Source organism: Flavonifractor sp. AGMB03687 (genome assembly GCF_017811815.1).
Taxonomy (GTDB): domain Bacteria; phylum Bacillota; class Clostridia; order Oscillospirales; family Oscillospiraceae; genus Flavonifractor.
Genome location: NZ_JADKZI010000002.1, coordinates 149,432 through 173,473, shown reverse-complemented (window position 1 = coordinate 173,473; position 24,042 = coordinate 149,432). Strand labels below are relative to the sequence as shown.

The 24,042-nt window shown below is 61.1% G+C and carries 26 protein-coding genes and 6 tRNA genes; 21 read left to right on the top strand and 11 right to left on the bottom strand.

Features of this window, described 5'->3' with window-relative positions:
- The first annotated feature begins 11 nt into the window (after window positions 1-11).
- On the top strand, window positions 12-617 hold the full coding sequence (locus J9789_RS04160) for an NAD(P)H-dependent oxidoreductase (protein WP_209342664.1): 606 nt from the start codon (window positions 12-14) through the stop codon (window positions 615-617).
- Entirely contained in the window at window positions 618-1,613 is a 996-nt protein-coding gene (locus tag J9789_RS04155) for an asparaginase (protein WP_209342658.1), read from the top strand.
- A 50-nt stretch (window positions 1,614-1,663) separates the two neighbouring features.
- On the opposite strand, the gene J9789_RS04150 is transcribed toward J9789_RS04155, so the two are convergent.
- Both J9789_RS04150 and J9789_RS04145 read right to left on the bottom strand, forming a co-directional pair.
- A complete protein-coding gene (locus J9789_RS04150) occupies window positions 1,664-2,089 on the bottom strand; it encodes a flavodoxin (protein WP_209342657.1) in 426 nt (141 codons plus the stop codon).
- 47 nt (window positions 2,090-2,136) lie between these two features.
- Window positions 2,137-2,700, bottom strand: coding sequence for a DUF3793 family protein (locus J9789_RS04145; RefSeq protein WP_209342656.1), 564 nt, complete (start codon window positions 2,698-2,700; stop codon window positions 2,137-2,139).
- A 193-nt stretch (window positions 2,701-2,893) separates the two neighbouring features.
- Here J9789_RS04145 and J9789_RS04140 point away from each other — a divergent pair, with 193 nt between their 5' ends.
- Window positions 2,894-3,847 (top strand): tRNA-dihydrouridine synthase family protein, encoded by a 954-nt coding sequence (locus J9789_RS04140; RefSeq protein ID WP_245185102.1) that lies wholly within the window; start codon window positions 2,894-2,896, stop codon window positions 3,845-3,847.
- Between the two features lie 4 nt (window positions 3,848-3,851).
- On the top strand, window positions 3,852-4,922 hold the full coding sequence (proC, locus tag J9789_RS04135) for a pyrroline-5-carboxylate reductase (RefSeq protein WP_209342655.1): 1,071 nt from the start codon (window positions 3,852-3,854) through the stop codon (window positions 4,920-4,922).
- A gap of 195 nt (window positions 4,923-5,117) precedes the next feature.
- Here proC and J9789_RS04130 read toward each other — a convergent pair.
- Window positions 5,118-5,191: transfer RNA gene (locus J9789_RS04130), tRNA-Gly, on the bottom strand.
- Window positions 5,192-5,383: 192 nt separating this feature from the next.
- Between J9789_RS04130 and J9789_RS04125 the strand changes: the two genes are divergently transcribed.
- Complete coding sequence (locus J9789_RS04125; protein WP_209342654.1) at window positions 5,384-6,019, top strand: TetR/AcrR family transcriptional regulator; 636 nt, start codon at window positions 5,384-5,386, stop codon at window positions 6,017-6,019.
- 60 nt (window positions 6,020-6,079) lie between these two features.
- On the opposite strand, the gene J9789_RS04120 is transcribed toward J9789_RS04125, so the two are convergent.
- Together J9789_RS04120 and J9789_RS04115 are read right to left on the bottom strand one after the other, a co-directional pair.
- Entirely contained in the window at window positions 6,080-6,583 is a 504-nt protein-coding gene (locus tag J9789_RS04120; RefSeq protein ID WP_209343715.1) for a GreA/GreB family elongation factor, read from the bottom strand.
- A gap of 1 nt (window position 6,584) precedes the next feature.
- Entirely contained in the window at window positions 6,585-6,983 is a 399-nt protein-coding gene (locus tag J9789_RS04115) for a DUF3783 domain-containing protein (protein ID WP_209342653.1), read from the bottom strand.
- A gap of 92 nt (window positions 6,984-7,075) precedes the next feature.
- Here J9789_RS04115 and J9789_RS04110 point away from each other — a divergent pair, with 92 nt between their 5' ends.
- The 3 genes from J9789_RS04110 to ppk1 are packed head-to-tail and all read left to right on the top strand — an operon-like array spanning window position 7,076 to window position 10,422.
- Window positions 7,076-7,300, top strand: coding sequence for a DUF6774 domain-containing protein (locus J9789_RS04110; protein WP_209342652.1), 225 nt, complete (start codon window positions 7,076-7,078; stop codon window positions 7,298-7,300).
- Window positions 7,301-7,337: 37 nt separating this feature from the next.
- Window positions 7,338-8,291, top strand: coding sequence for a phosphatase (locus J9789_RS04105; protein ID WP_209342651.1), 954 nt, complete (start codon window positions 7,338-7,340; stop codon window positions 8,289-8,291).
- A complete protein-coding gene (ppk1, locus tag J9789_RS04100; protein ID WP_245185061.1) occupies window positions 8,281-10,422 on the top strand; it encodes a polyphosphate kinase 1 in 2,142 nt (713 codons plus the stop codon). Before J9789_RS04105 ends, ppk1 begins: the two co-directional genes overlap by 11 nt.
- A gap of 54 nt (window positions 10,423-10,476) precedes the next feature.
- Here ppk1 and J9789_RS04095 read toward each other — a convergent pair whose 3' ends face one another.
- Complete coding sequence (locus J9789_RS04095) at window positions 10,477-11,751, bottom strand: adenylosuccinate synthase (RefSeq protein ID WP_209342649.1); 1,275 nt, start codon at window positions 11,749-11,751, stop codon at window positions 10,477-10,479.
- 293 nt (window positions 11,752-12,044) lie between these two features.
- On the opposite strand from J9789_RS04095, the gene J9789_RS04090 reads away from it, so the two are divergent.
- From J9789_RS04090 to J9789_RS04055, 8 genes are all read left to right on the top strand, one after another.
- Complete coding sequence (locus tag J9789_RS04090; RefSeq protein ID WP_209342647.1) at window positions 12,045-12,353, top strand: YerC/YecD family TrpR-related protein; 309 nt, start codon at window positions 12,045-12,047, stop codon at window positions 12,351-12,353.
- Window positions 12,343-13,089: a class I SAM-dependent methyltransferase gene (locus J9789_RS04085; protein WP_209342645.1), complete on the top strand. Its 747-nt coding sequence runs from the start codon at window positions 12,343-12,345 to the stop codon at window positions 13,087-13,089. Before J9789_RS04090 ends, J9789_RS04085 begins: the two co-directional genes overlap by 11 nt.
- Window positions 13,090-13,093: 4 nt before the next feature.
- Entirely contained in the window at window positions 13,094-13,972 is an 879-nt protein-coding gene (gene hslO / locus J9789_RS04080) for an Hsp33 family molecular chaperone HslO (RefSeq protein WP_209342643.1), read from the top strand.
- Between the two features lie 107 nt (window positions 13,973-14,079).
- Window positions 14,080-14,155, top strand: a tRNA-Val gene (locus J9789_RS04075).
- Window positions 14,156-14,191: 36 nt separating this feature from the next.
- Window positions 14,192-14,268 (top strand) — tRNA-Asp (locus J9789_RS04070).
- A gap of 3 nt (window positions 14,269-14,271) precedes the next feature.
- Window positions 14,272-14,347: transfer RNA gene (locus J9789_RS04065), tRNA-Phe, on the top strand.
- Between the two features lie 94 nt (window positions 14,348-14,441).
- Window positions 14,442-14,517 (top strand) — tRNA-Gly (locus J9789_RS04060).
- Between the two features lie 42 nt (window positions 14,518-14,559).
- Window positions 14,560-14,633 (top strand) — tRNA-Cys (locus tag J9789_RS04055).
- Window positions 14,634-14,913: 280 nt separating this feature from the next.
- Here J9789_RS04055 and J9789_RS04050 read toward each other — a convergent pair.
- Entirely contained in the window at window positions 14,914-15,117 is a 204-nt protein-coding gene (locus tag J9789_RS04050; RefSeq protein WP_209342641.1) for a hypothetical protein, read from the bottom strand.
- A 568-nt stretch (window positions 15,118-15,685) separates the two neighbouring features.
- Here J9789_RS04050 and J9789_RS04045 point away from each other — a divergent pair.
- Both J9789_RS04045 and J9789_RS04040 read left to right on the top strand, forming a co-directional pair.
- On the top strand, window positions 15,686-16,231 hold the full coding sequence (locus J9789_RS04045) for an RNA polymerase sigma factor (protein WP_209342639.1): 546 nt from the start codon (window positions 15,686-15,688) through the stop codon (window positions 16,229-16,231).
- Window positions 16,228-17,445, top strand: coding sequence for a hypothetical protein (locus tag J9789_RS04040; protein WP_209342637.1), 1,218 nt, complete (start codon window positions 16,228-16,230; stop codon window positions 17,443-17,445). Before J9789_RS04045 ends, J9789_RS04040 begins: the two co-directional genes overlap by 4 nt.
- A gap of 73 nt (window positions 17,446-17,518) precedes the next feature.
- Here J9789_RS04040 and J9789_RS04035 read toward each other — a convergent pair whose 3' ends face one another.
- On the bottom strand, window positions 17,519-17,668 hold the full coding sequence (locus J9789_RS04035; protein ID WP_209342635.1) for a hypothetical protein: 150 nt from the start codon (window positions 17,666-17,668) through the stop codon (window positions 17,519-17,521).
- 121 nt (window positions 17,669-17,789) lie between these two features.
- Here J9789_RS04035 and J9789_RS04030 point away from each other — a divergent pair, with 121 nt between their 5' ends.
- Complete coding sequence (locus J9789_RS04030; RefSeq protein WP_245185060.1) at window positions 17,790-18,665, top strand: LysR family transcriptional regulator; 876 nt, start codon at window positions 17,790-17,792, stop codon at window positions 18,663-18,665.
- 102 nt (window positions 18,666-18,767) lie between these two features.
- The gene (locus tag J9789_RS04025; protein ID WP_087333382.1) at window positions 18,768-19,961 is read left to right on the top strand and encodes a coenzyme F420-0:L-glutamate ligase; all 1,194 of its coding nucleotides are present in this window, start codon (window positions 18,768-18,770) and stop codon (window positions 19,959-19,961) included.
- Between the two features lie 46 nt (window positions 19,962-20,007).
- Here the strand turns inward: J9789_RS04025 and J9789_RS04020 are convergent, their stop codons facing one another.
- From J9789_RS04020 to J9789_RS04010, 3 genes are all read right to left on the bottom strand, one after another.
- Entirely contained in the window at window positions 20,008-20,553 is a 546-nt protein-coding gene (locus tag J9789_RS04020) for a GNAT family N-acetyltransferase (RefSeq protein ID WP_209342632.1), read from the bottom strand.
- A 1-nt stretch (window position 20,554) separates the two neighbouring features.
- Complete coding sequence (locus J9789_RS04015; RefSeq protein WP_209342631.1) at window positions 20,555-21,109, bottom strand: phosphatase PAP2 family protein; 555 nt, start codon at window positions 21,107-21,109, stop codon at window positions 20,555-20,557.
- Between the two features lie 75 nt (window positions 21,110-21,184).
- Window positions 21,185-21,703, bottom strand: a complete 519-nt coding sequence (locus J9789_RS04010; protein ID WP_209342630.1) for a DUF4330 domain-containing protein — start codon at window positions 21,701-21,703, stop codon at window positions 21,185-21,187.
- A 115-nt stretch (window positions 21,704-21,818) separates the two neighbouring features.
- On the opposite strand from J9789_RS04010, the gene csaB reads away from it, so the two are divergent.
- Window positions 21,819-24,041 (top strand): polysaccharide pyruvyl transferase CsaB, encoded by a 2,223-nt coding sequence (csaB, locus tag J9789_RS04005; RefSeq protein ID WP_209342629.1) that lies wholly within the window; start codon window positions 21,819-21,821, stop codon window positions 24,039-24,041.
- Window position 24,042: the final 1 nt, after the last annotated feature.

The window sequence follows — 24,042 nt, the reverse complement described above, 5'->3', positions numbered from 1 at the left end:
GCGTGAATCAAATGGAAGAACTTCTCTTTATCAATGCCTGCGTGCGGGGAGACCGGTCCCGCTCGCTGAAGCTGGCCCGCCGGTTCCTGGAGGGCTGGCAGAAGGCCCATGGGGACGGCGTGATCACCGAGGTGGACCTGTGCAAGGACCGTCTGGTCCCTCAGTACCCTGAGGTACTGGCGGAGCGGGACGCGCTGTGGAGCGCGGGCAAGCTGGACGATCCCATGTTTGCCCCGGCCCGGCAGTTTGCCGCCGCCGACAAGATCGTCATGGCCGCCCCCTTCTGGGAGCTGTCCTTCCCCGCTATCCTGAAAATCTATCTGGAGCGGATCACCGTCACCAACATCACCTTCGGCTATGACGCCGACGGCAAGAGCGTGGGCCTGTGCAAGGCCAAGAAGCTGCTGCTGGTCACCACCCGGGGCGGGGATTTCTCCAAGCCGGAGACCGCCTGGATGGAGATGGGCGCCCGGCAGCTGGAGGCCCTGTGCGCCATGTACGGCATCCCCCAGTTCCAGTGCCTGGCCGCCGAGGGTCTGGACGACGTGACCCGGGACAAGGAGGCCATTCTGGCCGAGGCCACGGGCCGGGCGGACGCCCTGGCGGAGGTGTTTTAAGTGAAGAGCCGTATCCTGCTCCTCACCACCGGCGGCACCATCGCCTCCCTGCCCACCGATGAAGGTCTGGCCCCCGGCCTGGACGGGGAGGATCTGGCGGAACTGCTCCCCCGTGGCGTCACCGACTCCTACGACATCACCATCCGGGACATCCTCCATCTGGACTCCTCCAACATCCAGCCAGAGGAGTGGCAGACCATTGCCCGCCGGGTCTTTGAACAGCGGAACGCTTATGACGGCATCGTCATCACCCATGGCACCGACACCATGGCCTACACCGCCTCCATCCTGTCCTTCATGCTGCGGGGCATTTCCATTCCGGTGGTGCTCACCGGGGCTCAGCTGCCCATGACCCACCCCCTCAGCGACGGCATGGAGAATCTGCGCACCGCCCTGGCCATGGCGGCCTCCGGCGTGGCGGGGGTCTTCCTGGCCTTTGACCGGAAGGTGATTTTAGGCTGCCGGGCCGTGAAAACCCGCACCACCGACTTTGACGCCTTCGAGAGCGTCAACTGGCCTCTGGCCGCCTCGGTGGACGGCAAGGGTCTTCAGATCCACCGGGAGGCCATCCCCACCACCGCCGGAGCCTGCGCCCTGCGGGACCGGTTGTGCGACAAGGTCTTCCTCATCAAGCTGACCCCCGGCCTGGACCCGGAGATTTTTGATATGCTGCTACAGATGCACTACCGTGGCATCGTCATTGAAGCCTTCGGGGCGGGCGGACTTCACTTTGTCCGCCGGGATCTGATCGCCAAGCTGCAAACCGCCGCCCAGGCGGGCATGACTGTGGTGGTATGCAGTCAGTGTCTCTACGAGCCCAGTGACTTCTCCGTCTACGAGGTGGGACAGAAGGTGCTGGCCCAGGGGGTCATCCAGGGCCGGGACATGACCACCGAGGCGGCTGTCACCAAGCTGATGTGGGTGCTGGGCCAGACTGACGACCCGGAGATCATCCGGGACTACATGGAGCGCTCCCTGGCGGGCGAAATGGCATAAACAAAAAAAGAGCGTGCTGCCCAACGGCAGCACGCTCTTCTGCTTTTTACTCAACTCACCAGGGCCTTGCCCAGCGCCAGGCAGGCGTCGGCGGCATCGGCATCAGGGACCTCATGGGCAATGACCGGCTCATCGGCCAGCTTGCAGCCTAGGTCCTCGCACTCCTCCGCCCAGGTGCGCATCCACTCGCCGTCACCCCAGCCGTAGGAACCGAAGAGGCCGATGGTCTTGCCGCTTAGGCTCCCCTTCACGGCGTCAAACATGGGCTGGAACTCCCCTTCCTCCAACTGCTCGGCGCCCATGGAGGGGCAGCCAAAGGCAATGGCGTCGTAGCTGCTCACCAGGTCGGGGGTGAAGATGGTAGGAGGCAGCAGGTCGGCCTGGCCGCCGGCGGCCACAATGCCCTCCTCTACCAGCTTGGCCATAGCTTCCGTGTTACCGGTGCCGCTCCAATAAACTACTGCGATCTTGCTCATGTAGGATCATCCTTTCATAGTCTATATAAATAATAGAAATGTACCAATCAGGCCGCCACCGTCAGCTGCTTCAAGGTGGCCCCGCCGGCAAAGCGGCGGCGGTAGTCGCTGGTGCAGTCTTTGAATCGCCGGAACTGCCGGGCCGCCTCCCGGGGATCTCCGTAGCACTTCCAGCAGCCGCAGAGGGTGAAGTTCTTGCCCTTGTGGCGGATAAAGCCCTTCACGTCCGCCAGCGGATAGCCCAGAAACACACCGATCTCATGGGGAAACTCCCCCTCCAGGCACAGCCGGGCAGCCAGCTGCCGCAGACAGCCCCGACTGTCCTCCCATGGCTCATAGCCCATTTCCCGGAGAAAGTCGGCGTGCTCCGCCTGGCCCAGCAGGGCTTCCAGCTCCGCCTTCCGATAGAGGTAAACCAGATAGGCCCCTGTCTTCCGACAGCCCTTCAGCAGGGTGAGCACCAGCCCATGTCCCTCCAGCTCCTGCCGGCAGGCCTGAAACTGGTCCACAAAGTCAGCCTCATCCTCGGGCTGGATGCGGAACAGACTGGCAGGCTTCAGTCCCGTCAAGGTGGGGGAACCATGCTCGATCAAGGCGGCTTGCAGGGACATAGTTGGTGCTCCTTTCATTGTTAGCTATAACTAACCAACTCGCATTTTATATGGTTAGCTATCGCTAACCTCGTCATTAAAATAGCATACATCCCCTCCTCTGTCAACCCCTTTTTTGCCTATTGGGCCGCTTGACGGCGGCGGCCCGCCCTGCTACAATTTTCTACAGCAAGTTAAAGGAGCGAGTTGTTTGATGGTATCCCTTGCCCCCATGGAGGGGCTGACTACCGTGTACTACCGGCGGGCTCTGGCCCGCTGGTTTGGCGGGGTGGACCGGTATTTCACCCCCTTTCTCACCCCCACCCAGGACCACCGCTTTACCAAGCGGGAGCTGCGGGAGGTCCTGCCGGAGCAGAATGGGGACCTGCCCACCGTGCCTCAGCTGCTCACCCGCAGCGCCGACGACTTTCTCTGGGCGGCGGGAGAGCTGGCCGCCATGGGCTATCCGGAGGTCAACCTGAATCTGGGCTGTCCCTCGGGGACCGTGGTGGCCAAGGGGAAGGGCTCCGGCTTTCTGGCACACCCGGAGGAGCTGGATTCCTTTCTGGATAAGATTTTTTCCAATGCCCCCTGTGCCATCTCGGTAAAAACCCGGATCGGCCTGAAGGACCCGGCGGAGTTCCCCGCCCTGCTGGCCATGTTCCGCAAGTACCCCCTGGCGGAGCTCATCGTCCATCCCCGGGTGCGCACCGACATGTACAAAAACACCCCCAGATGGGACTGCTTCGGGGCCGCACTGGAGGGCTCCCCTTTCCCGGTGTGCTACAACGGAGACATCTACACCCCCGATGACGCCGCCCGGCTCCAGGCTACCTTTCCGGCGGCGGAGCGGCTCATGCTGGGCCGTGGTCTGGCAGGAGATCCCGCTCTGGCCCGTCGGCTCAAGGGCGGCCCTTCCGCCAATAAAGAGGAACTGGCCGGGTTTGTGGACCAGGTGTATGAGAGCTACGCCGAGGCCTTCGGTAGCCGCCGCAACGCCATGCTGCGGATGAAGGAGGTCTGGTTCTACCTGATCCGCCTGTTCCTGGACGGGGATAAGCTGTCCAAGGCCATTAAGAAGGCCCGGGACCCCCTGGACTATGAGAGTGCGGTGCGGTCGGTGTTTGCCGACCTGGAGCTCTCCCCCGTCCTCCGGCCGGACTGGTAAGGCCATGGCGTACTGGGTCTATATCCTGCGGTGCGCCGACGGCACCCTGTACACCGGCACCGCCGCCGACATTGACAAGCGGGCGGCGGTCCACAACCGCGGCAAGGGGGCCAAGTATACCCGCTCCCGCCTGCCGGTGGAGGTGGTCTACCGGGAGGCCTGCCCCGACAAGGGAGCAGCCCTGCGGCGGGAGTATGCCATCAAACAACTGAGCCGGCGGGACAAGCTGGCGCTCATTGCATCTTATGAAGGAAAGCTGGGATCTCATATGAAAAAATCGGCATTCATCGGCACCGGCAATATGGGCGGCGCCCTCATTCAGGCGGCCTGTCAGGCCATCGGAGCCGATCAGGTCATCATCACCAACCGCTCCACTGCCAAGGCCCAGGCCCTGGCAGATTCCTGCGGCTGCACCGTGGCAGCGGACAATATTGCCGCCGTCCAGGAGGCAAAGTACGTCTTCCTGTGCGTCAAGCCCCAGGTGATGGAGGGCGTGGTGAAGGAACTGGCCCCCGTGCTGCAGGGCAAGCCGGACACCGTGCTGGTCTCTATCGCCGCCGGTCTTCAGATTGCCACCCTGCGTCAGTGGCTGGGCCTGCCCAACCCCATCCTGCGGGTGATGCCCAACACCCCCGCCTCCATCGGCATGGGCATGCTGGCCCTCACCGGTGAGGCGGATACCAAAGAGGAGCACTATCAGGCGGTGGAGACCATCCTGTCCAAGGCGGGCCGGGTGGATCGGATCACCGAAAACCAGATGGACGCCTTCTCCGCCGTGGCAGGCTGCGGCCCCGCCTTTGTCTATCCCTTCATTGAAGCTCTGGCCGACGGCGGCGTAAAGGTGGGCCTGCCCCGCAAGCAGGCTATGGCCTATGCCGCTCAGATGGTGCTGGGCTCCGCTGCTCTGGTGCTGGAGAGCGGCAAGCATCCCGGCCAACTGAAGGACGAGGTATGTTCCCCCGGCGGCTCCACCATCGCCGGTGTGGCTGCCCTGGAGGCCCATGCCTTCCGCTCCGCCGCCATCGAGGCGGTAGAAGCTGCCTACCACCGGAACGTAGAGCTGGGCAAGGTTTGATTGGAGTAAAAAAGAAGGACATCCTTTCGGATGTCCTTCTTCTCTATCGGCCTTCCGGCCGACGGCGCTTTTGCGCCGTACGAGCGTTTTGCCTTCGGCAAAACCTCGGCGCAGGGGCAATTCATTTGCCCCGAGCATTTTAATTTCCCACGGTATCCATAAAAATAACCACACCTTTCGGTGTGGCTATTTTTATGGAGCAGGTAAAGGGAATCGAACCCTCATATTCAGCTTGGGAAGCTGACGTTCTGCCACTGAACTATACCTGCAATTCAATTGACTTTGGTATTATAGCATGCACTCCCAGGTTTGGCAAGGTCTTTTTTGTCGACCCCTTCAAAACCATTCGCCTTCTTCCCCAAAAATTCACGAAAAACCTTGCAATCGTTTTCAAAGCATGATATCATTTCTTAAACCACAAGTATAATTACTGAAAGGGTAATGGAAAGGTTGGAAGTACGATGAGCAAAAAACAGGCGCTGACTGAATTCCATCGGGGCTCCATCCTGGCCGCCGCCGAGCGGCTTTTCGCGGAGAAGGGCACCGAAAAGACCACCATGGACGACATCGCCCGGGAAGCGGAGTACAGCAAGGCTACGCTGTATGTCTACTTCCAGAGCAAGGAGGAGATCATCAACGCCATCCTCCTCAGCGGCATGGTGCTCCTGAAGAAGAAGCTGCACGAGGCCATTGAGAGTCACACCGACTGGTTCCAGGCCTACGACGCGGTATGCCAGGCCATTGTCCGCTTCTATGACGAAAATCCCACCGCCTATGATGCGGCTACCGGTGCCATTCCCCTGTCTCAGGGCGGCGAAACGGTTCAGAAGGGAATGGCGGACATTCTGCGGGTCAGCGATGAGATCGAGCAGGAGCTGGCCGATTTCCTGGTCCGCGGCGCGGCGGACGGCGCGGTCCGTTCCCAGCTGCCCCCTATGGAGACCGTGCTGCTCTTCTGGTCCGCTCTGTCCGGCATGGTCCACACCGCCGAGAAGCGGGAAGCCTACATCCAGCGCACCCTGGGCCTGACCCGGGAGGAGTACCTGCAGCACGGCGCCCGCCTGCTGCTTGCCTCTCTCACCAAGGCCAACATGTAAATAATGGCTCCAAAAACGCCGTCCCCTGCCTATGCAGGGGGCGGCGTTTTGCATGTTCCGTTAAAATCCGGTCAGCGGGGCGGAGCCGTCGTCCTCCCCCTTTTCAATGGCCAGCACCTTGGCGTCATAGCCGTAGTTGTCTTTGACCTGAATGTGGAAGGTCTCCCCCACCTTGCGGCCCAGCAGGGCCTTGCCCATAGGGGACTCCTTGCTGATCAGGCCGTGGAGGGCGTCCTGCCGCATGGTGGTGACGATCTGATAGGTCTCGGTATCCCCCTCGTCCTCCAGAAAGACGGTCACCTTATCATAGAGGCCCACACCGTCGGTCACCGGTTCGTCGGGCAGCACCTTGGCGGTGCGGATCATGTTCTCCAGATAACGGATTCGGCCCTCATTGCGGTTTTTCTCCTGCTTGGCGGCCTTATACTCAAAGTTCTCGCTCAGGTCGCCGAAGGCCCGGGCCTCCTTGACGGCCTCCAGCAGCTGGGGACGCAGCTGGATCCGGCGGTAGTCCAGCTCCTCCCGCATCATTTGGATGTCCTTTTTGGTCAGTTCATTGTGCACGTCAGTTTCCCTCTTTTCCAGCATGGGCGGCCTGGCCCTCCTGAATGGCCTGCCGCTCCCGCAGCAGCTCACCATGCAGGGCGGCGGAATCCCAGGTCCGGTTGGTGGGGGTCAGCACCGCCTTGAGGGCCACCGGCGGGATCTTATTGCGGCGGAAGCCCTGGAGGAACCGGTCCAGCAGCGGCCCGGTGCAGTTGACCAGCACCAGCATCTCATCGGAAAAAGGCTCCCCGGTCCAGGGCGTCTCGGGGACAGTCCCCTCCACCAGCTCGCCCAGCGGCAGGCCGTACTCCTCCGGCTTCACCAGCCGGGTACGCAGCCCCAGCGGCAGGCACATCCGCCGGATCTTCGCGCCCTTGGGGGTATCCAGATTATAAAGTAAAATCAGAGGCATATTCATGGTGTTCTTCCCCTTTCGTCTCTCCATTGTACCCACATCGGCCGCCGCCGTCAACCCGCATCTCCTGCCGCCATACATTGGAAGGAAGGGAGATGAGGCCTGTGTACACGCCGCCCTCCGGCGAAACCCTGCTAGCCGCCGCCGCCCTGGCCGGGGCACAGCTGGCCAAAAACCGCTCCGCCGAGGAGCTCGCCGTCTTATCCGCCTTTTTCTGCACCCTGGGAGACGGGCTTGCCCTCATCGCCGCCCGGCGGACTATGGATGAGGCATGTAAAGCTTCTGTAAATCCCATTGATAATGGGCCAGAAATCGCGTAAACTTAAAAGAAGAGTCTAAAGAGAGGTGCATCCGACCATGAAATGCGGAATCGTGGATGTTGGCTCCAACACCATCCGTCTGTCCCTCTACCAGTGGGAGGGCAGAACGTTCAAACTGTTAATGAATAAAAAAGAAATGGCCGGCCTGGCCGGTTATATCAAAAACGGAGTACTGTCCGACAGCGGCATCCTGGTGGCCTGCCGGGTGCTGGCCGGCTTCAAGGAGCTGCTGCACAACTTTGATATTGCCGATCTGTATGTGTTCGGCACCGCGTCCCTGCGCAACATCGTCAACACCGAGGAGGCCCTGGAGACCATCCAGGCAGTCACCGGCATTAAGGTAGAGGTACTCTCCGGCGCCGATGAGGCTGCCTTCTCCTTCCTGGGGGCCACGGTGGGCGGCGGCGCCCCGGGCACCGGCCTGCTGGCCGACGTGGGCGGCGGCGCCCCGGGCACCGGCCTGCTGGCCGACGTGGGCGGCGGCTCCACCGAGCTGGTGGCCTATCAGAACGGGGCCATCACCTCGGGCTGTTCCCTGCCCATGGGCTCCCTGTCCCTCTTCACCAAGTATGTCTCCGGCCTCTTCCCCACCCGGGAGGAGCGCAAGGCCATCCGGGCCGAGGTAAGCACCGAGCTGGAAAAGGCCCGCAACGCCGGTCTGCAGTGTGACCACCTCACCGGCGTGGGCGGCACCTTCCGGGCCGCCGCCAAGCTGTGCAACGACCTGTCCGGCGCCGACCCGGACAACAAGGTCATTCCGGCGGAAGAGATCCGCTCCCTTTATAAAGGGCTGAAAAAGGGGGACCAGGACACTCTGAAGCAGATCCTCCGCTCGGTGCCCGACCGGGTCCACACCATTCTGCCCGGTTTGGCCATTCTCAAATCCATTCTGGACGCCTATCAGGTATCCACCGTCACCGTCAGCACCTGCGGCGTGCGGGAGGGTTACCTGCTTCATCGCGTTATGGGGGTAACCAGTCATGATGCATAAAGAGATCGACACCCGCTACACCCAGGAGCGGGAACTGTCCTGGCTGCGCTTCAACGAGCGGGTGCTGGAGGAGGCCCGGGACGAGCACGTCCCCCTGTTTGAGCGGCTGAAGTTTGCCGCCATTTTCACCAGCAACCTGGACGAGTTCTTCATGATCCGGGTGGGGTCCATCTACGACATGACTCTGTCCAAGCAGACCCATGTTGATAGCAAGAGCGGCCTGACCCCCACCGAGCAGCTCCAGGCCATCTTCAAAGCGGTGCCCGCCCTCTACAAGCAGCGAGACAAGATCATCTCCCAGCTGGAAAAGCGCCTGCGCACCTGCAACATCTGCAACCTGACCCCGGCGGAGCTGGACGGCAAGGAGCGCAAGCAGACGGAGCGGTGGTTCAAGGACTATGTCCTGCCCATCCTGTCCCCTATCGTGGTGGACAGCCACCACCCCTTCCCTCACCTTCCCTCCAACAGTCTGACCATCGCCCTCACCCTGCGGCTGGGCGGCGAGCGCTGCTTCGGCCTAGTGCCCATCCCCAAGGCGCTGCCCCTCTACTACCAGCTGGAGGAGCAGGGTCTGCGCTACCTGCTCACCGAGCAGATCGTGCTCCACTACGCCGACCAGCTCTTTGAGACCTACCAGGTGGAGGAGAAGTGTGTCATCTCGGTGACCCGCAACGCCGACATCAGCCCCGAGGACGAGGATTACGACGTGGGCGAGGATTTTAGGGCCCACATGCAGAAGGTGCTGAAGAAGCGGGCCCGTCTGGCCCCCGTGCGCCTGGAGATCCAGGGAGAGGCCTCCGCCGAGCTCCAGCAGTTTTTGTGCCAGCGGCTCAATCTGACTGCCGATCAGGTATTCAAGTCCAAGAGCCCCCTCATCATGGGCTACGTCTACTCTCTGGAGGGCAAGCTGCCCAAGGAGAGCGCCGCCGCCCTGTGCTACCCGCCCTATACCCCCCAGTGGCCCGCCGGGCTGGTGAAGGGGGAAAAGCTCATTCCTCAGATTTTGCGGCGGGACACCCTGCTGTTCTATCCCTTCCACTCCATGGAGCCCTTCCTCCAGCTGGTGCGTGAGGCCGCCAACGACCCGGCGGTGCTCTCCATCAAGATCACCATCTACCGTCTGGCCTCCACCGCCAAGCTGGTGGAGTATCTGGCCGCCGCCGCGGAAAACGGCAAGGATGTGACGGTGCTCATGGAGCTGCGGGCCCGGTTCGACGAGCAGAACAACATCGCCTGGGCCCAGCGGCTAGAGGAGGCTGGCTGTACCATTCTCTATGGCTTTGAGCACTTCAAGGTCCACTCCAAGATCTGCCTCATCACCCGCCGGGAAAAGGGCCACATCCAGTACATCACCCAGATCGGCACCGGCAACTACAACGAAAAGACCGCCAAGCTGTACACCGACTTCTGCCTGATGACCGCCAGCCCGGCCATTGGCGGCGACGGAGCGGCCTTTTTCCAGAACATGGCCACCTCCAACCTCCACGGCGACTACCACCAGCTGCTGGTGGCACCCTACAGCCTGAAAAACCGTCTTCTGGAGCTGATGGACCGGGAGATCGAAAAGGCCCGTCAGGGCCAGCCCGCCCGCATTTTTGTCAAAGTCAACTCGGTCACCGACCGGGACCTCATCGACAAGCTGGCCGCGGCCAGCCAGGCCGGCGTGCCCGTCACCCTCAACGTGCGGGGTATCTGCTGCCTGCGTCCCGGCGTACCCGGCCTCACCGACCGCATCCGGGTCTTCTCCATCGTGGGCCGCTACCTGGAGCATCCCCGGATCTACGCCTTTGGCGTGGGCGAGGGCACCCGGCTCTACATCGGCTCCGCCGACCTGATGACCCGCAACACCGAGCGGCGGGTGGAGATCGCCTGCCCAGTGGTGGACCCGGACGTCCGCCGCCAGATCCGCTCCTATGTGGAGCTCTTCTGCTCCGACAACGTGAAGGCCCGCAACATGGGTCCCGACGGCGGTTACTCCCCCGTCTCCCGGGAGGATGGCGCCCCCGCCATCGACGCCCAGGCAGCTCTGATGGAGCGGGCTGTACAGGAGGCCCACGCCGCCGCCAGCGCCCCCGCCCCCCAGGAAAAGAAGGGCGGCTTCTTCCACCGTCTGTTCCGCAAACGCTCCTGAAACCATAAAAACGGCCGCCGTCCATCTGGACGGCGGCCGTTTCTGTCTATTTGCTCAGCGATAGCAGATCTCGTGGCGCTTGGGGCCGGTGGAGACGATGGTGATGGGGCACTCGATCTCCTTCTCCAGGAAGGCCACATAGTCCTTGGCCTGCTGGGGCAGGGCATTGAAGTCGGTGATGCCCCGGATGTCGCACTTCCAGCCCGGCAGGGTGGTGTAGACCGGCTTGGCCTGATCCAGCATGGCGGGCACCGGGAAGTCCCGGGTCACCTTACCGTCGATCTCGTAGCCGGTGCACACCTTGATCTCGTCCAGGTAGCCCAGGCAGTCAATGGCGGTAAGGGCCACCTGAGTGGTACCCTGCACCATGCAGCCATAGCGGGTAGCCACGGCGTCGAACCAGCCCACCCGGCGGGGACGACCGGTGGTGGCGCCGTACTCGCCGGCGTCGCCGCCACGGCGGCGCAGCTCCTCCGCCTCATCGCCGAAGAGCTCGCTGACAAAGGCGCCCGCGCCCACGGCGGAAGAATAGGCCTTGGTGACCGTCACCACATCCTTGATGGCCGTGGGAGGCACAGCGCCGCCCACCGTGCCGAAGCCGGCCAGGGTGTGGGAGGAGGTGGTCATGGGGCAGATACCCAGGTTGGGGTCCTTCATGGAGCCCAGCTGGCCCTCCAGCAGCACCTGCTTGCCCTCCTTCAGGGCCTGGTGCACAAAGGTCACCGCGTCGCCCACGTAGGGCTCCAGGATCTTCTTGTAGCCCATCAGCTCCTCAAACAGAGCGTCGGGGTCCAGGGCAGGCTTGTGGTACAGGTGCTCCAGCAGCACGTTCTTCAGGTCACAGATGTGCTTGATCTGGTTTCTCAGCCGGTCCTCATGCCACAGATCGGCCACTTGGATGCCGATTTTGGCGTATTTATCGGAATAGAAGGGGGCAATGCCGGACTTGGTGGAGCCGAAGGCGGCGCCGGCCAGGCGCTCCTCCTCACAGCTGTCCAGCAGCACATGATAGCTCATCAGCAGCTGGGTACGCTGGTCCACAATGATGTGGGGGGCGGGCACGCCGCCGTCCTCCAGATGCTTCAGCTCGGCGGCAAACTTGTTGACGTCCAGCGCCACACCGTTGCCGATGATGTTGGTGGTATGGGTGTAGAACACACCGGAAGGCAGCTGATGCAGGGCAAACTTACCATAATCACAGATAATGGTATGGCCTGCATTGGCGCCGCCCTGGAAGCGGATGACCACATCGGACTTTTCCGCCAGCAGATCGGTGATCTTACCCTTTCCCTCGTCGCCCCAGTTGGCGCCTACGATCGCTTTCACCATATTTGGTTCCTCCTGCCGCGGGGATTCGCACATTGGCCTTTTCCCGTCGGCAAACCATGGGGATGGCTTTCCCCAGGCGGTATTATATTACGCTTTACTCTGTGAAGCAAGGCAAAAAAAGAGAAAAAATGTCACAAATTCTCTCCCAACCCTTTCCAGACGGTCATGTATTGTTGGAAAAGTAAAAAAAGAGGTTTACTTCCACACTTCACTTTGATAAAATAAGAGAAACGGGCGGTGGCATCACTGCCCGACGGTTTCCGAAAGAGAATCATCAGGAGGTCAAACACTCTATGACGAAAAACGAAAAACGGGAACACAGCGACCTGCTCTATCAGGCCATCCTCACCCTGAAGGATCTGGACGAGTGCCGCAAGTTCTTTTCCGACCTGTGCACCGTGGCGGAGCTGCGGGCCATGGAGCAGCGTTTCGAGGTAGCCATGCTGCTGTCTGACGGCATGATCTACAACGACATCCTGGAGCGCACCGGCGCCTCCAGCGCCACCATCAGCCGGGTGAACCGCTCCCTGCAGTACGGCGCCGACGGCTATCAGGCCGTTCTCCCCCGGGTAAAGGAGAAGCAGAACAGCAATGGCGTATGAGTATCTGGCGGGCTGCTACGACCGGTTCACCGCCGACGTTCCCTACGCCGCCTGGGCGGACTATCTGGAGAAGCACTTTGCCCGCAGCAAGCTGCCCATCCACACCGTGCTGGACCTGGCCTGCGGTACCGGCTCCCTGACCTGTGAGCTGGCAGAGCGGGGGTATGAGATGATCGGCGCCGACCTGTCGGAGGAAATGCTGGCACAGGCCGCCGAGAAGGCCCGGAATGTCTCCGGTATCCCCCCCATCTTCCTCCACCAGGCCATGGAGGAGTTGGACCTGTACGGCACCATCGACGCCTGCGTCTGCTGCCTGGACAGCGTGAACTACGTGACCCGGCCCAAAAAGCTGGCCCGGGCCTTCCAGCGGGTCCACACCTTTCTGATGCCGGGAGGACTCTTCCTCTTCGACATCAACACTCCGGACAAGCTGCGGGGGCTGGACGGCCAGCTCTTCATGGATGAGGACGAGGACGCCTGCTGCATCTGGCGGGCGGAGTACTCCCCTCGCCGGCGGATCTGCACCTATGGCTTTGACCTCTTTTTCCAGATGGAAAACGGGCTGTGGGACCGCATGGAGGAGGTCCATGAGGAATACGCCTACGAGCCTGTGGAACTGGAGGATATGCTGCGGCAGGCCGGCTTCCGGCAGATCAAGCAATATGGCGAGCTGAAGATGCGCAGACCCGCTCCGGGGGAAGAGCGCATCTTTTTCGCCGCACGAAAGGAATTTTAATCGTATGTCAGATTCGATCATTCGCGTTCTGGCCAAGGACGCTCCTGTTAAGGCCTCCGCCATCTCGGCCCGGGCCATGGTGGAGCGGGCCAGACAGATCCACAAGACCCTGCCTGTGGCTACCGCCGCTCTGGGCCGCTCCCTGATGGCTGCCTCCATGATGGGCAACCAGCTGAAGGAGGAAAACGGCTCTGTCACCCTGCGCATCAAGGGCGACGGCCCTCTGGGCGGCATCACCGTGGTGTCCGACAGCAGCGGCAACGCCCGTGGCTATGTGGTCAACCCCATGGTGGACCTGCCCCTGAAGGGGCCCGCCAAGCTGGACGTGGGCTCCGCCGTGGGCAAGGACGGCTCCCTGACCGTCATCAAGGACCTGAATATGAAGGAGCCCTACGTAGGTACCATCCCCCTGGTGTCCGGCGAGATCGCCGAGGACATCACTTCCTATTTCGCCGAGAGCGAGCAGATCCCCTCTGCCTGCGCCCTGGGCGTGCTGGTGGATGTGGACCAGAGCGTGCTGTGTGCCGGCGGCTACCTGATCCAGCTGCTGCCCGGTGCCGACGACAGCGTCATCACCGCTATTGAAGAGGGTATTGCCAAGGTGGGCCCCGTAACCGAGGCCATGCGCAACGGCGAGAGCGCCCGCAGCCTGGTGGAGCGTGTCCTGTCCGCTTTCGATCTGGAGGTCCTCAGCGAGGAGCCCGTGGAGTACCGTTGCTACTGCAGCCGGGAGCGGGTGAGCCGCGCCCTCATCAGCATGGGCCGTGAAGAACTGGAGTCTCTCATCAAAGAACAAGGCAAAGCAGAGCTCACCTGCCAATTCTGCGACAAGGTTTACAACTTTACAGGCGAGGAATTGCAAGGGCTTCTGAACTCGATTTAATCTTTTTGAAAAAATCGAAAAAAGTTGTTGACAACTGGGGGTCGTTCTTGTATAATAACTTTTGTCGCTTGGCCCGACAGCCAAACGAAAGCGAATGACAAGAACGAGGGAGCATAGCTCAGCTGGGAGAGCGCATGCCTTACAAGCATGATGTCACAGGTTCGAGCCCTGTTGTTCCCACCACTTCCTTCCTGGGAGCTCCCGTACCCCCTACCGTCTGGCGCGGTAGTTCAGTTGGTTAGAACGCCGGCCTGTCACGCCGGAGGTCGAGGGTTCAAGTCCCTTCCGCGTCGCCATTTGCCTCTGTAGCTCAGTTGGTAGAGCAGGGGACTGAAAATCCCCGTGTCGCTGGTTCGATTCCGGCCGGAGGCACCACCGTTCCCGGTGGATACCACAAGGTATCCACCGGGGGCACCTCTAAAAATCAAGCATACTCCTCTCCCCTTCTGCATAAGATGGGAACGGATATGCAGGTGTAGCTCATCTGGTAGAGCGCCACCTTGCCAAGGTGGAGGTAGCGAGTTCGAGCCTCGTCACCTGCTCCAAAAAATGATAAAAGGAAGGTCCACCCTTCCTTTTATCCATATGGCGACATAGCCAAGTGGTAAGGCAGAGCTCTGCAAAAGCTCCACCCCCAGTTCGAATCTGGGTGTCGCCTCCAAAAAACCGACGATCGAAAGATCGTCGGTTTTCTTTTGTAGCCATTGTGTCGCAATGGTTTCAGGCACTTCAGGTTGTTAAATCAGGCCGAAAACTACATACTTCCTCTCTGTCCCATTCAAGCAACACTTTACTGTTTTTTCTGTTTTCTACTGTATGAATTGGTGCAGTAATTGGTGCAGTAAATCAAGGAAAATGGTGCAGTTGTATTCGGCCGGAAATAGTCATACCTAACGTCTATAAAAATAGCCCGCCTTTTTGGCAGACTTACAAGGATAGAGTTATTCTTTTATCTCTACTGGCGACTTCAAATCAAGGCGGTAGGACTTCCAGAGTGCTTCTAATATTAAATCTCGCATTGATTTGTCGTGTAATTGAGCATACTCTTTTAGTTCTGAATCCCTTCCTTTTGGAAGTCTAATTGACACAGTATCATATTTTTCTCTTGTGAACGCTGCGTCATATTTCTTCTTATCAAAGGCCATAATACGCCCCTCCAATACATGGTTATATATGGATTATAGTGTATTCTGGCCACAGCTTCAAGGCCTTATGTGTAAACAATCCAGCCTTCACTCCAACCGACCATAAGCTGGCCAGCCGGGCCTAGGGCAGATTGACCGGCTGCTTGTATGACATAGTGTTCGTCTAATAAACGGTTGATTATCGGATGGATCTGCGCTACAATATAAAAAAGTCGGGTTTGATGCTATCGCCCCCGGCCTTGTGGTTAGTCTAACTGGGCACCGATTCAATCCCAAGCGGCGGAATAGGATTCAAACACAACCAGCTAACCACCACATGGACGCCCCACAGGGCACCCATACGGAAGGGTTCCATCGTTCACCCCCTTCCTAGCTCCACCGCCTTACCAGCCTGATTGGGCAGACTGGTAGGGCGGTTTTGCTATATCAGGCGCAAAGAACCGACGATCGAAAGATCGTCGGTTTTCTTTTTCGCCCGCACCAAAAAATCTCGGCACAGACGCAACCCGTCCTCCCTCTCCTGTGATATGATTGGTGAAAGCAGCTTTCAATGAGTTGGGGGCCGGTTATGAGAGACGCGACCATACTGCAAAAACTGAAAAGGGGCGATCCCAAGGGGCTGGAGCTTCTGATGAAGTCCTACCTCCCCTATGTGTCGGTCATCGTGTGGAACATCCTGCAGGGCTCCATGGCCCCGGAGGACGCGGAGGAGGTGGTCTCCGACGTGTTTCTGGCCGCCTGGAACCAGGCAGACGACCTGGATGCCGGTCACATCAAAAGCTGGCTGGGCGCAGTGGCCCGGAACAAGGCCAAAAACAAGCTGCGCCGGCGGGGCCGCAGTCTGCCCCTGGAGGAGGACCTCCTGGATCTGCCCGACCTCAGCGATCCTACCACGGACCTGGAGCAGGCCGAGGAGCAGGAACTGGTCCGCCGGGCGGTGGACGCCCTGCCAGAGGAGGAACGGGAAATTTTTCTCCGCCACTACTACTACACCCAGCCCGTCAAAGAGATCGCTCTCACCATGGCCCTCAACGAATCCACCGTAAAATCTAAACTGAGACGGGGACGCATGAAATTGAAAGAAGCATTGATGAAAGGGGGCGCCATGGAATGAAGCGCAGCATCTCCGATCTGCTGGATCACTATATGGATGAGCGTGTGGACCTGCACGGCGGCACTCCCCTCTCCCCTGTCCGAATCAAGGAGCTGACTATGAAAAACATCGTTCAGAAAAACGGCAGGAACAGGGACCAGTCCCCTCGCCGTTTCAAGCGATCCTTCTCCCGCGGCCTGCTGGTGGCCGCCGTACTGCTCTCCCTCTGTTGTCTCACCGCGTTTGCGGTGGTGTTCACCCTGCGGGACGCCGCCCGGGCGGACATGGGGGTGTCCCAGGATGACCCTATCCAGGAATGGACGGAATATGATACCCCATTGCAAACCGGAACCCAGACAGAGCCCCAGGCAACCCTGGTCGCCACTATGTGCAGCGGCAGCCAGCTCTACGCCTATATTGCGGTCTCTCCCGTACCCGAAGAGGCCGCCACAGGCACTTCCCCGGAATGGGAGTGGGGCCCCCGGGGCGGCTTCGACGGATACACCGCACTCAATCTGGAACAGGCCAGCTATGACCCCAATACCCTGACCTCCCTGGTCAAGGTATCCATGACCCTGGAGGACCGGTCTCTGGAGCAGGTGGAAGTGAGCATGAATCTCTACCATAACTTCAAACCCATCGCCACCTATGGCCCGGTGACCGTCCCGGTGACCGAAAGCCAGGCCCTCACCTGTCCGGCGGATATTACGGTGGTCAACACCACCCGGCAGATGGAAGAAGCCTGGGGTCTGCGGCCCGACATGCCGGAGTTTTCCGAATACACCCAGGAGGGCACCATTTACCAGATTTCCATCTGCGCAGGCTATATCCAGCTGGAGATGACTACTCCCACTCTGGAGGAGTGGACCGCCGTTTCCGGGGCGGAGGTACTGCTGGAGTTGGAGCAGCAGTCCGACACACCGGTGCCTCCCCAGCTGGAGGGCTACCTGGTCCGAAAGATGTTCGGCGGCAGCTGGTCAGTCAGTGTAGAGCAGACGCTGGAAGACGCCCGGCTGAACTACCGGAACGGCACCTCAGAGCTCATCAGCCAGATCCCCAGCCCCTATGCCGGGACCTGGCTCTCCGCCGAGGAGCCCTATCCGGACGCCAACGAGGATGGAATTCGCCTCTACCGCTTTACGCCTACCCAAGCCTTTGACCTGAGCCAGGTGGAATCCATCACCATAGCCGGCAAGACCTACGTCTTCCCTCAGCTGGAAGACCTGTCATCCTAAAAAACCGCCCGGGGGGCCTGCCGCAATGGCAGGCCCCCCGGGCCTTATCGGTTCTCCCCAACCGAAGCAGAAATCAGATTCCTGCGTCACGGACACAGACCTGGAGCGCTTTCCAGGGGCTTCCCTTCCAATAGGTCCGCATGACGTTTACCGACATGCCCTTCCCCATCAGCTCATAGCCGTTGTGCTTCCGATCCATTACCATCATGTTGTTCTTCTTCATGGAAATCGCTCCTTTCTGTCGTAACGCTCTTGCCTTCCTTCTGGCTATAGTATACAATAGAGTCCACTATGATGCAAACGAATCTTTTTCATATAATATATGACTAAAAGGAATGTTATCTATGAGCCTCATCAAGTATCAGATCCTGCTGAAAACCGTGGAGCTGGGGGGCATCACCAAGGCGGCAGAGGCCCTGGGCTACACCCAGTCGGCAGCCAGCCGGATGATCGCCGCCCTGGAGCAGGAGTGGGACATGGAGCTGCTGGTCCGGGGCCGAGGCGGCATCCGCCTCAGCCCGGCGGGGGAAACCCTCCTCCCCTATCTGCGGTCGGTCTGCACCGCCCACAAGGAGCTGGAGGAGCAGGTGGCCGACCTCCATGGCCTGACCCGGGGCACTCTGCGGGTGGGCACCTTCACCAGTGTATCCATCCACTGGCTCCCCGCCATTATGAAGGAGTTTCTTCAGCGCTACCCCGGCATCCACTTTGAGCTGGTGAGCAGCTGGGAGTTTGCCGAAATCGAGGACATGGTGCGCCAGGGCGCGGTGGACTGCGGCTTCCTGGGTCTCCCTGCCGGAGAGGGGCTGGACACCATCGCCCTGCGGCAGGACCGGCTGATGGCGGTGCTCCCTCCCGACCATCCCCTGGCACACGCCCCCTGCTACCCCATGGAACGCTTCACCCAGGACCCCTACATCCGCATCAACGAGGAGCGGGACGTGGAGATCGACCATATTTTTCAGGAGGAGGGGCTCCACCCCAACCTCCAATACACGGTCAACGACGACTTCGCTATCCTGTCCATGGTGGAGCAGGGGCTGGGGGTAAGCATCATGCCCGAGCTGGTGCTCCAGAGCTCCGGCCGGTCCTTTGCCGCCATCCCCCTGGAGCACCCCCGCAGCCGTCAGATCGGCGTGGCGGTGCGCAGCGGCAAGCCCCTCTCCCCTCTCACCGCCCGGTTCCTGGAGACCATCCAGTGGTGGAACGCCTGCCAATAAATGACACAATTCTTGAAAAATGTTTTACATCCATATAAAACTATAGTATAATTGGAATGCTGCAAAGAAGCAGTGAATTGAAATATCTAGGAGTGTTGTTCTATGAGCCGGATGGTCGGCACCGTATCCATGGGTATCCGCGCCCCCATTATCCGCAGCGGAGATGACCTGGCCGAAATCGTCACCGGGTCTGTCCTGGAGGCGGTCAAAGACGGCGCGTTCTCCGTACGTGACCGTGACGTGGTCGCTATGACCGAAGCCATCGTGGCCCGCGCCCAGGGTAACTATGCCTCGGTGGACGATATTGCCGCTGATGTGAAGGCCAAGCTGGGCGGAGAGACCATTGGCGTCATCTTCCCCATTCTCAGCCGCAACCGCTTTGCTATCTGCCTGCGCGGCATCGCCAAGGGCGCCAAGAAGATCGTTCTGATGCTGTCCTACCCCTCTGACGAGGTGGGCAACCACCTGATCGACGAGGACGTGATGGACGAGAAGGGCGTCGACCCCTATAAGGACGTGCTCTCCCTGGAGCGCTACCGGGAGCTGTTCGGCTACACCACCCACCCCTTCACCGGCGTGGACTATGTGGACTACTATTCCAACCTGATCCGGGAGTCCGGCGCCGAGGTGGAGGTCATCTTCGCCAACGATCCCCGGGCCATCCTGTCCTACACCAAGAATGTGCTGGCCTGCGACATCCACACCCGCGCCCGCACCAAGCGTCGCCTGGTGGCTGCCGGCGCCGAGAAGGTGTTCTGCCTGGACGAGATCATGACCGCTCCTGTGAACGGCAGCGGCTACAACGAGAAGTACGGCCTGCTGGGCTCCAACAAGTCCACCGAGGACAAGGTGAAGCTCTTCCCCCGCCCCTGCCAGGACCTGGTGGAGGACGTGCAGGCCCGCCTGCTGAAGGCCACCGGCAAGCACGTGGAGGTCATGGTCTACGGCGACGGCGCCTTCAAGGACCCCGTGGGCAAGATCTGGGAGCTGGCCGACCCGGTGGTCTCCCCCGCCTACACCGCCGGCCTGGAGGGCACCCCCAACGAGCTGAAGCTGAAGTATCTGGCCGACAACGACTTTGCCGCTCTGTCCGGCGAGGCTCTGCGTGAGGCCATCAAGGGCGAGATCAAGAAGAAGGACGGCTCCCTGGTGGGCAAGATGGCCGCTCAGGGCACCACCCCCCGCCGCCTCACCGATCTGATCGGCTCTCTGTGCGATCTGACCTCCGGCTCCGGCGACAAGGGTACCCCCATCGTCTACATCCAGGGCTACTTCGACAACTACACCACGGAATAAGCAATAAAAAACAGAGGCCGGTCCCCTGAGGGGACCGGCCTCTGTTTTATAATCCTTTGCTCATGAGAACGGCAGCCTGACTGTTCCCATCCGTCCGGTAGGCGTCGGGCAGCAGACCGCAGCGAGCAAAACCGCAGCCCTCATAGAGGGCGATGGCCCGCTCGTTATCCTCCATGACCTGCAGCTCCATCCGCACATAGCCCATGCGGTGTGCCTCCCGGCACAGCTGCTCCACCAGCGTCCGGCCCAGGCCCAGACCCCACCAGCGGCGGCGGATGGTAACGCCCATCTCCGCTCGGTGGCGGCACTTGCGGTTGGTGGCCGCCGGACCCAATCCACCCAGGCCGATGAGCCGCTCGCCCACAAAGCACCCCAGCATCAGGCGGTCGGTGCTGGCCAACTGCCGTTTGAGAAAGGCCTGCTCCTCCCGCAGGGTGCCGGTCAGTTCCTCCGGCAGAAAGGCGGTAAAGGGGCTTTCCGCCGCTACCCGGCGCAGATGGCGGAGCACCGCCTCCCCGTCCTCAGCCCGGGGACTGCGCAGCAGGCAGCGGGTGCCATCCCGCAGCACCGCTTCCCTTTCTTCCCCTCTCATACTACGCCTCCCAGCCCCGCCAGGCGGCCAGCCGCTTCCAGATCAGCCAGGCCAGCCAGCCGCAGAAGAGGCCCACCGCCATGCCGGCCAGTACATCCGTGGGGAAATGGACCCCTACATAAAGCCGGGAGAAGCCCATCAGGGCAGCCATGACTACCGCCACGATCTTCATCCAGCGGCGGGGCAGGGTGCGGCACCAGGCGGAGGCCGCCGCAAAGGCGGCGCAGGTGTGTCCCGAGGGGAAGGAGTTGGGGTCGTGCTCCGCCACCAGGGCCGTCAATCCCTCCACCACCAGCCAGGGCCGGGTGCGGCCCACCAGGTGCTTGAGCACCACATTGGTGCACAGCAGACCCAGCAACATGGCGATCAGGCTGACAAAACCCGCCTTCCAGGTCTTGGGGAAGCACAGCATCAGCAGGGAAAGGGCAATCCACAGCAGGCCGGCATTGCCCAGCTGGGTATAGACTTGAAAAAAGGGGTCCAGGATCCCGTTGCGCACCACATCCTGGAGCCACAGCAGGAATCCGCCGTCCAGATTTAACAGCCATTGAGGCATGATCAATTCCTCCGATTGGAAAAAGGACGGCGGTACGAGACCGCCGCCCTCCTGTTTGATTACTGTTATGTCCGATTACTGAGCATCGCTCCAGGTGCAGTTGGTCACCACACCGGTCAGCTCAAACCGGTCGGTCTTGACGATGTGGTTCTTGCCCACACGCACCTCCTGGGTGCCGATCTCGGTGGTGATGGCGTTGGACACGTTGCACTCCACCGTGAAGGTCAGGTCCAGCAGGTCCTTGGCAGCAGGCAGCTCCACAGTGCCGTCGGTGGTGTCCACGCTGACGGTGTCCTCATGGGGCACGGCAGTGACGGAGGTCACCTGGCCGTCCAGCAGCTCGCCGGAGGCCATCAGGGTGGCGTCTCCCGCATCCACGAAGGCCTTGACGCTCTCATAAACTTCCGGCTGCACATTCTCCACCAGCACGGTATACTCCACATGGGTACCGGTGCTGCCGCCGCCGATAGCGCTGCCGCCGCCGGGCTTAAGGAACTTCACGCCCAGCACCGCCGCCGCAATGACGATCACCAGGATCACCAGCAGGTCCACGATGTTGATTTTACCAAACAGTCTTCCCTTTTCGTCTATCATCTTTTTGTAGCCTCCGAGGTTGTAAATTCATGTCGCGCTTGGTACAATGGTACCGGGTTATTGTATCATAGATCCCCACAAAGACACAAGTACTTTCTTTGGAGGTTTTGCTTTCATGAAGGTCATGCACCTCATTTCCGGCGGTGACAGCGGCGGAGCCAAGACCCATGTCCACATGCTGCTTCAGAACTTATCCCGCACCATCGATGTGACGATGGTGTGCTTTATGGAAGGCCCCTTCTCTCAGGAGGCCCGGGAACTGGGTATCCACACGGTGGTACTGCCCGGACACAACCTGCTGAAGGTCCGCAATCAGCTGAAAAAGATGATCATAGAGGGCGGTTACCAGATCATTCACTGCCACGGCGCCCGGGGCAACCTGATGGGTTCCCTGCTGCGGAAGGCCACCGGCCTGCCCGTGGTCACCACCGTCCACTCCGACTACCGGCTGGACTATCTGGGCCGCCCCTTCTCCCGCATCACCTACGGCACCATCAACACCATCGCCCTGCACAGGCTGGACTACCGTATCGGCGTGTCCGACGCCATGACCGACCTGCTCATCTCCCGGGGCTTTGATCCGGACAAGCTGTTTACCATCTACAACGGCATTGACTTTACCCCCCGCACCCCCGCCCTGGACCGGGAGGCCTACTGGAAGAGCGTTGGGCTGAAGGCGGATGAGAACTCGGTAGTGGTGGGCATCGCCGCCCGTCTCAACCCGGTAAAGGACATCGCCACCCTGGTGCGGGGCTTTGCCCTGGCCCACCAGGAGTGCCCCAATCTGCGGCTGCTCATTGCCGGTGACGGCGAGCAGATGGGCATGCTGAAGGACCTGGTGAAGCAGCTGGGCGTCACCGAGCAGGTGTGCTTCGCCGGCTGGATCTCCGACACCGACAGCTTCTACAACGCCATCGACATCAACACCCTCACCTCCCTGTCCGAGACCTTCCCCTACTCCCTCACCGAGGGCGCCCGGGCCGCGCTGCCCACGGTGGCCAGCCGGGTGGGCGGCGTACCCTACCTGATCGACCACGGCATCCACGGCTTCCTCTTTGAGGCCGGAGACGCCGAGGGGCTCTCCCGCCACCTGATCACCCTGGCCAAGGACGCCGAACTGCGCCAGCACATGGGCCAGCGGCTCTATCAGCGGGCCAAGGAGGACTATTCCCTGGAGAGCACCCTCCAGCGGCAGCTCACCATCTATGAGACCATCCTCCGTCGCCAGAGCAGACAGGTCGGCCCCCGGGACGGCGCCCTGGTATGCGGCGCCTATGGCCGCGGCAACGCCGGTGACGACGCCATTCTGGAGGCCATCGTGGCTGAGCTGCGGCAGATCGATCCCGACCTGCCCATCTGGGTCCTGTCCCGCAGCCCGTCGGACACCCGCCGCACCTATCGGGTCAACTCCATCTACACCTTCGCCTTCCCCAAGTTCCTGTGGCGGATGCGCAAGACCAAGCTGTATATCAACGGCGGCGGCTCCCTGATGCAGGACGTGACCAGCCACCGCTCCCTGTGGTTCTATCTGTTCACCATCTCCTGGGCCAAGCGCCTGGGCAACAAGGTGATGATGTACGGCTGCGGCATCGGGCCCATCCACTCCCCCGCCAACCGCCGCCGGGCCTCCAAGGTGCTGCAGAAGAGTGTGGACGCCATCACTCTGCGGGACACCCACTCCAAGGCCGAGCTGGACGATATGGGGGTGACCAATCCCGAGATCATCCTCTCCGCCGACCCCACGGTCATCCTGCCCGCCGCCCCCGCTCCGGTGGTGGACGGCATTCTGGAGAGCCAGGGCATCGATCCCAACGGCAAGTATATCGGCTTCTCCCTGCGGCCCTGGCCCGGCTTTGAGGCCAAGGCCCCCATCTTCGCCGCTGCCGCCGACTACGCCTATGAGAAATACGGTCTGACCCCCGTGTTCCTCCCCATCGAGCGTCGGCTGGACGTGGACGCCGCCAGACTGGCCGCCAAGCACATGAAGGCTCCCCACCACATCCTGACCTACACCGGCAGTTCCGACCACACCATCGGCCTGTTTGCCCGGATGCAGGCGGTGCTCTCCATGCGCCTCCACGCCCTGGTGTTCTCCGCCGGGCAGGGGGTCCCCCTGGTGGGCGTGGTGTATGACCAGAAGATCAGCTCCTTCCTCTCCTATATCGGCCAGGACCTCTACACCGACCTAGATCAGGTCACGACAGAGATCCTGTGCGGCTATATCGACGCCGTTTACGCCCGCATCGGCGACTCCGCCTTCCTGTCCGGCGGCGTGGAGCGCCTGCGCCAGGTGGAGGAGCGCAATCAGGAGACTGCGCGCCGCCTTTTGAAGGAGTAAT

What these genes read in the sequence shown, in the direction of transcription:
- hslO (WP_209342643.1), top strand. Translation starts at nt 13,094, where the DNA reads ATGTCAGATTCGATCATTCGCGTTCTGGCCAAGGACGCTCCTGTTAAG.
- ppk1 (WP_245185061.1), top strand. Translation starts at nt 8,281, where the DNA reads ATGATGCATAAAGAGATCGACACCCGCTACACCCAGGAGCGGGAACTG.
- J9789_RS04025 (WP_087333382.1), top strand. Translation starts at nt 18,768, where the DNA reads ATGAGCCGGATGGTCGGCACCGTATCCATGGGTATCCGCGCCCCCATT.
- J9789_RS04150 (WP_209342657.1), bottom strand. Translation starts at nt 2,089, where the DNA reads ATGAGCAAGATCGCAGTAGTTTATTGGAGCGGCACCGGTAACACGGAA.
- J9789_RS04050 (WP_209342641.1), bottom strand. Translation starts at nt 15,117, where the DNA reads ATGGCCTTTGATAAGAAGAAATATGACGCAGCGTTCACAAGAGAAAAA.
- J9789_RS04140 (WP_245185102.1), top strand. Translation starts at nt 2,894, where the DNA reads ATGGTATCCCTTGCCCCCATGGAGGGGCTGACTACCGTGTACTACCGG.
- J9789_RS04125 (WP_209342654.1), top strand. Translation starts at nt 5,384, where the DNA reads ATGAGCAAAAAACAGGCGCTGACTGAATTCCATCGGGGCTCCATCCTG.
- J9789_RS04035 (WP_209342635.1), bottom strand. Translation starts at nt 17,668, where the DNA reads ATGAAGAAGAACAACATGATGGTAATGGATCGGAAGCACAACGGCTAT.
- J9789_RS04115 (WP_209342653.1), bottom strand. Translation starts at nt 6,983, where the DNA reads ATGAATATGCCTCTGATTTTACTTTATAATCTGGATACCCCCAAGGGC.
- proC (WP_209342655.1), top strand. Translation starts at nt 3,852, where the DNA reads ATGGCGTACTGGGTCTATATCCTGCGGTGCGCCGACGGCACCCTGTAC.
- J9789_RS04085 (WP_209342645.1), top strand. Translation starts at nt 12,343, where the DNA reads ATGGCGTATGAGTATCTGGCGGGCTGCTACGACCGGTTCACCGCCGAC.
- J9789_RS04020 (WP_209342632.1), bottom strand. Translation starts at nt 20,553, where the DNA reads ATGAGAGGGGAAGAAAGGGAAGCGGTGCTGCGGGATGGCACCCGCTGC.
- J9789_RS04090 (WP_209342647.1), top strand. Translation starts at nt 12,045, where the DNA reads ATGACGAAAAACGAAAAACGGGAACACAGCGACCTGCTCTATCAGGCC.
- csaB (WP_209342629.1), top strand. Translation starts at nt 21,819, where the DNA reads ATGAAGGTCATGCACCTCATTTCCGGCGGTGACAGCGGCGGAGCCAAG.
- J9789_RS04160 (WP_209342664.1), top strand. Translation starts at nt 12, where the DNA reads ATGGAAGAACTTCTCTTTATCAATGCCTGCGTGCGGGGAGACCGGTCC.
- J9789_RS04030 (WP_245185060.1), top strand. Translation starts at nt 17,790, where the DNA reads ATGAGCCTCATCAAGTATCAGATCCTGCTGAAAACCGTGGAGCTGGGG.
- J9789_RS04040 (WP_209342637.1), top strand. Translation starts at nt 16,228, where the DNA reads ATGAAGCGCAGCATCTCCGATCTGCTGGATCACTATATGGATGAGCGT.
- J9789_RS04110 (WP_209342652.1), top strand. Translation starts at nt 7,076, where the DNA reads ATGAGGCCTGTGTACACGCCGCCCTCCGGCGAAACCCTGCTAGCCGCC.
- J9789_RS04015 (WP_209342631.1), bottom strand. Translation starts at nt 21,109, where the DNA reads ATGCCTCAATGGCTGTTAAATCTGGACGGCGGATTCCTGCTGTGGCTC.
- J9789_RS04010 (WP_209342630.1), bottom strand. Translation starts at nt 21,703, where the DNA reads ATGATAGACGAAAAGGGAAGACTGTTTGGTAAAATCAACATCGTGGAC.
- J9789_RS04045 (WP_209342639.1), top strand. Translation starts at nt 15,686, where the DNA reads ATGAGAGACGCGACCATACTGCAAAAACTGAAAAGGGGCGATCCCAAG.
- J9789_RS04095 (WP_209342649.1), bottom strand. Translation starts at nt 11,751, where the DNA reads ATGGTGAAAGCGATCGTAGGCGCCAACTGGGGCGACGAGGGAAAGGGT.
- J9789_RS04145 (WP_209342656.1), bottom strand. Translation starts at nt 2,700, where the DNA reads ATGTCCCTGCAAGCCGCCTTGATCGAGCATGGTTCCCCCACCTTGACG.
- J9789_RS04105 (WP_209342651.1), top strand. Translation starts at nt 7,338, where the DNA reads ATGAAATGCGGAATCGTGGATGTTGGCTCCAACACCATCCGTCTGTCC.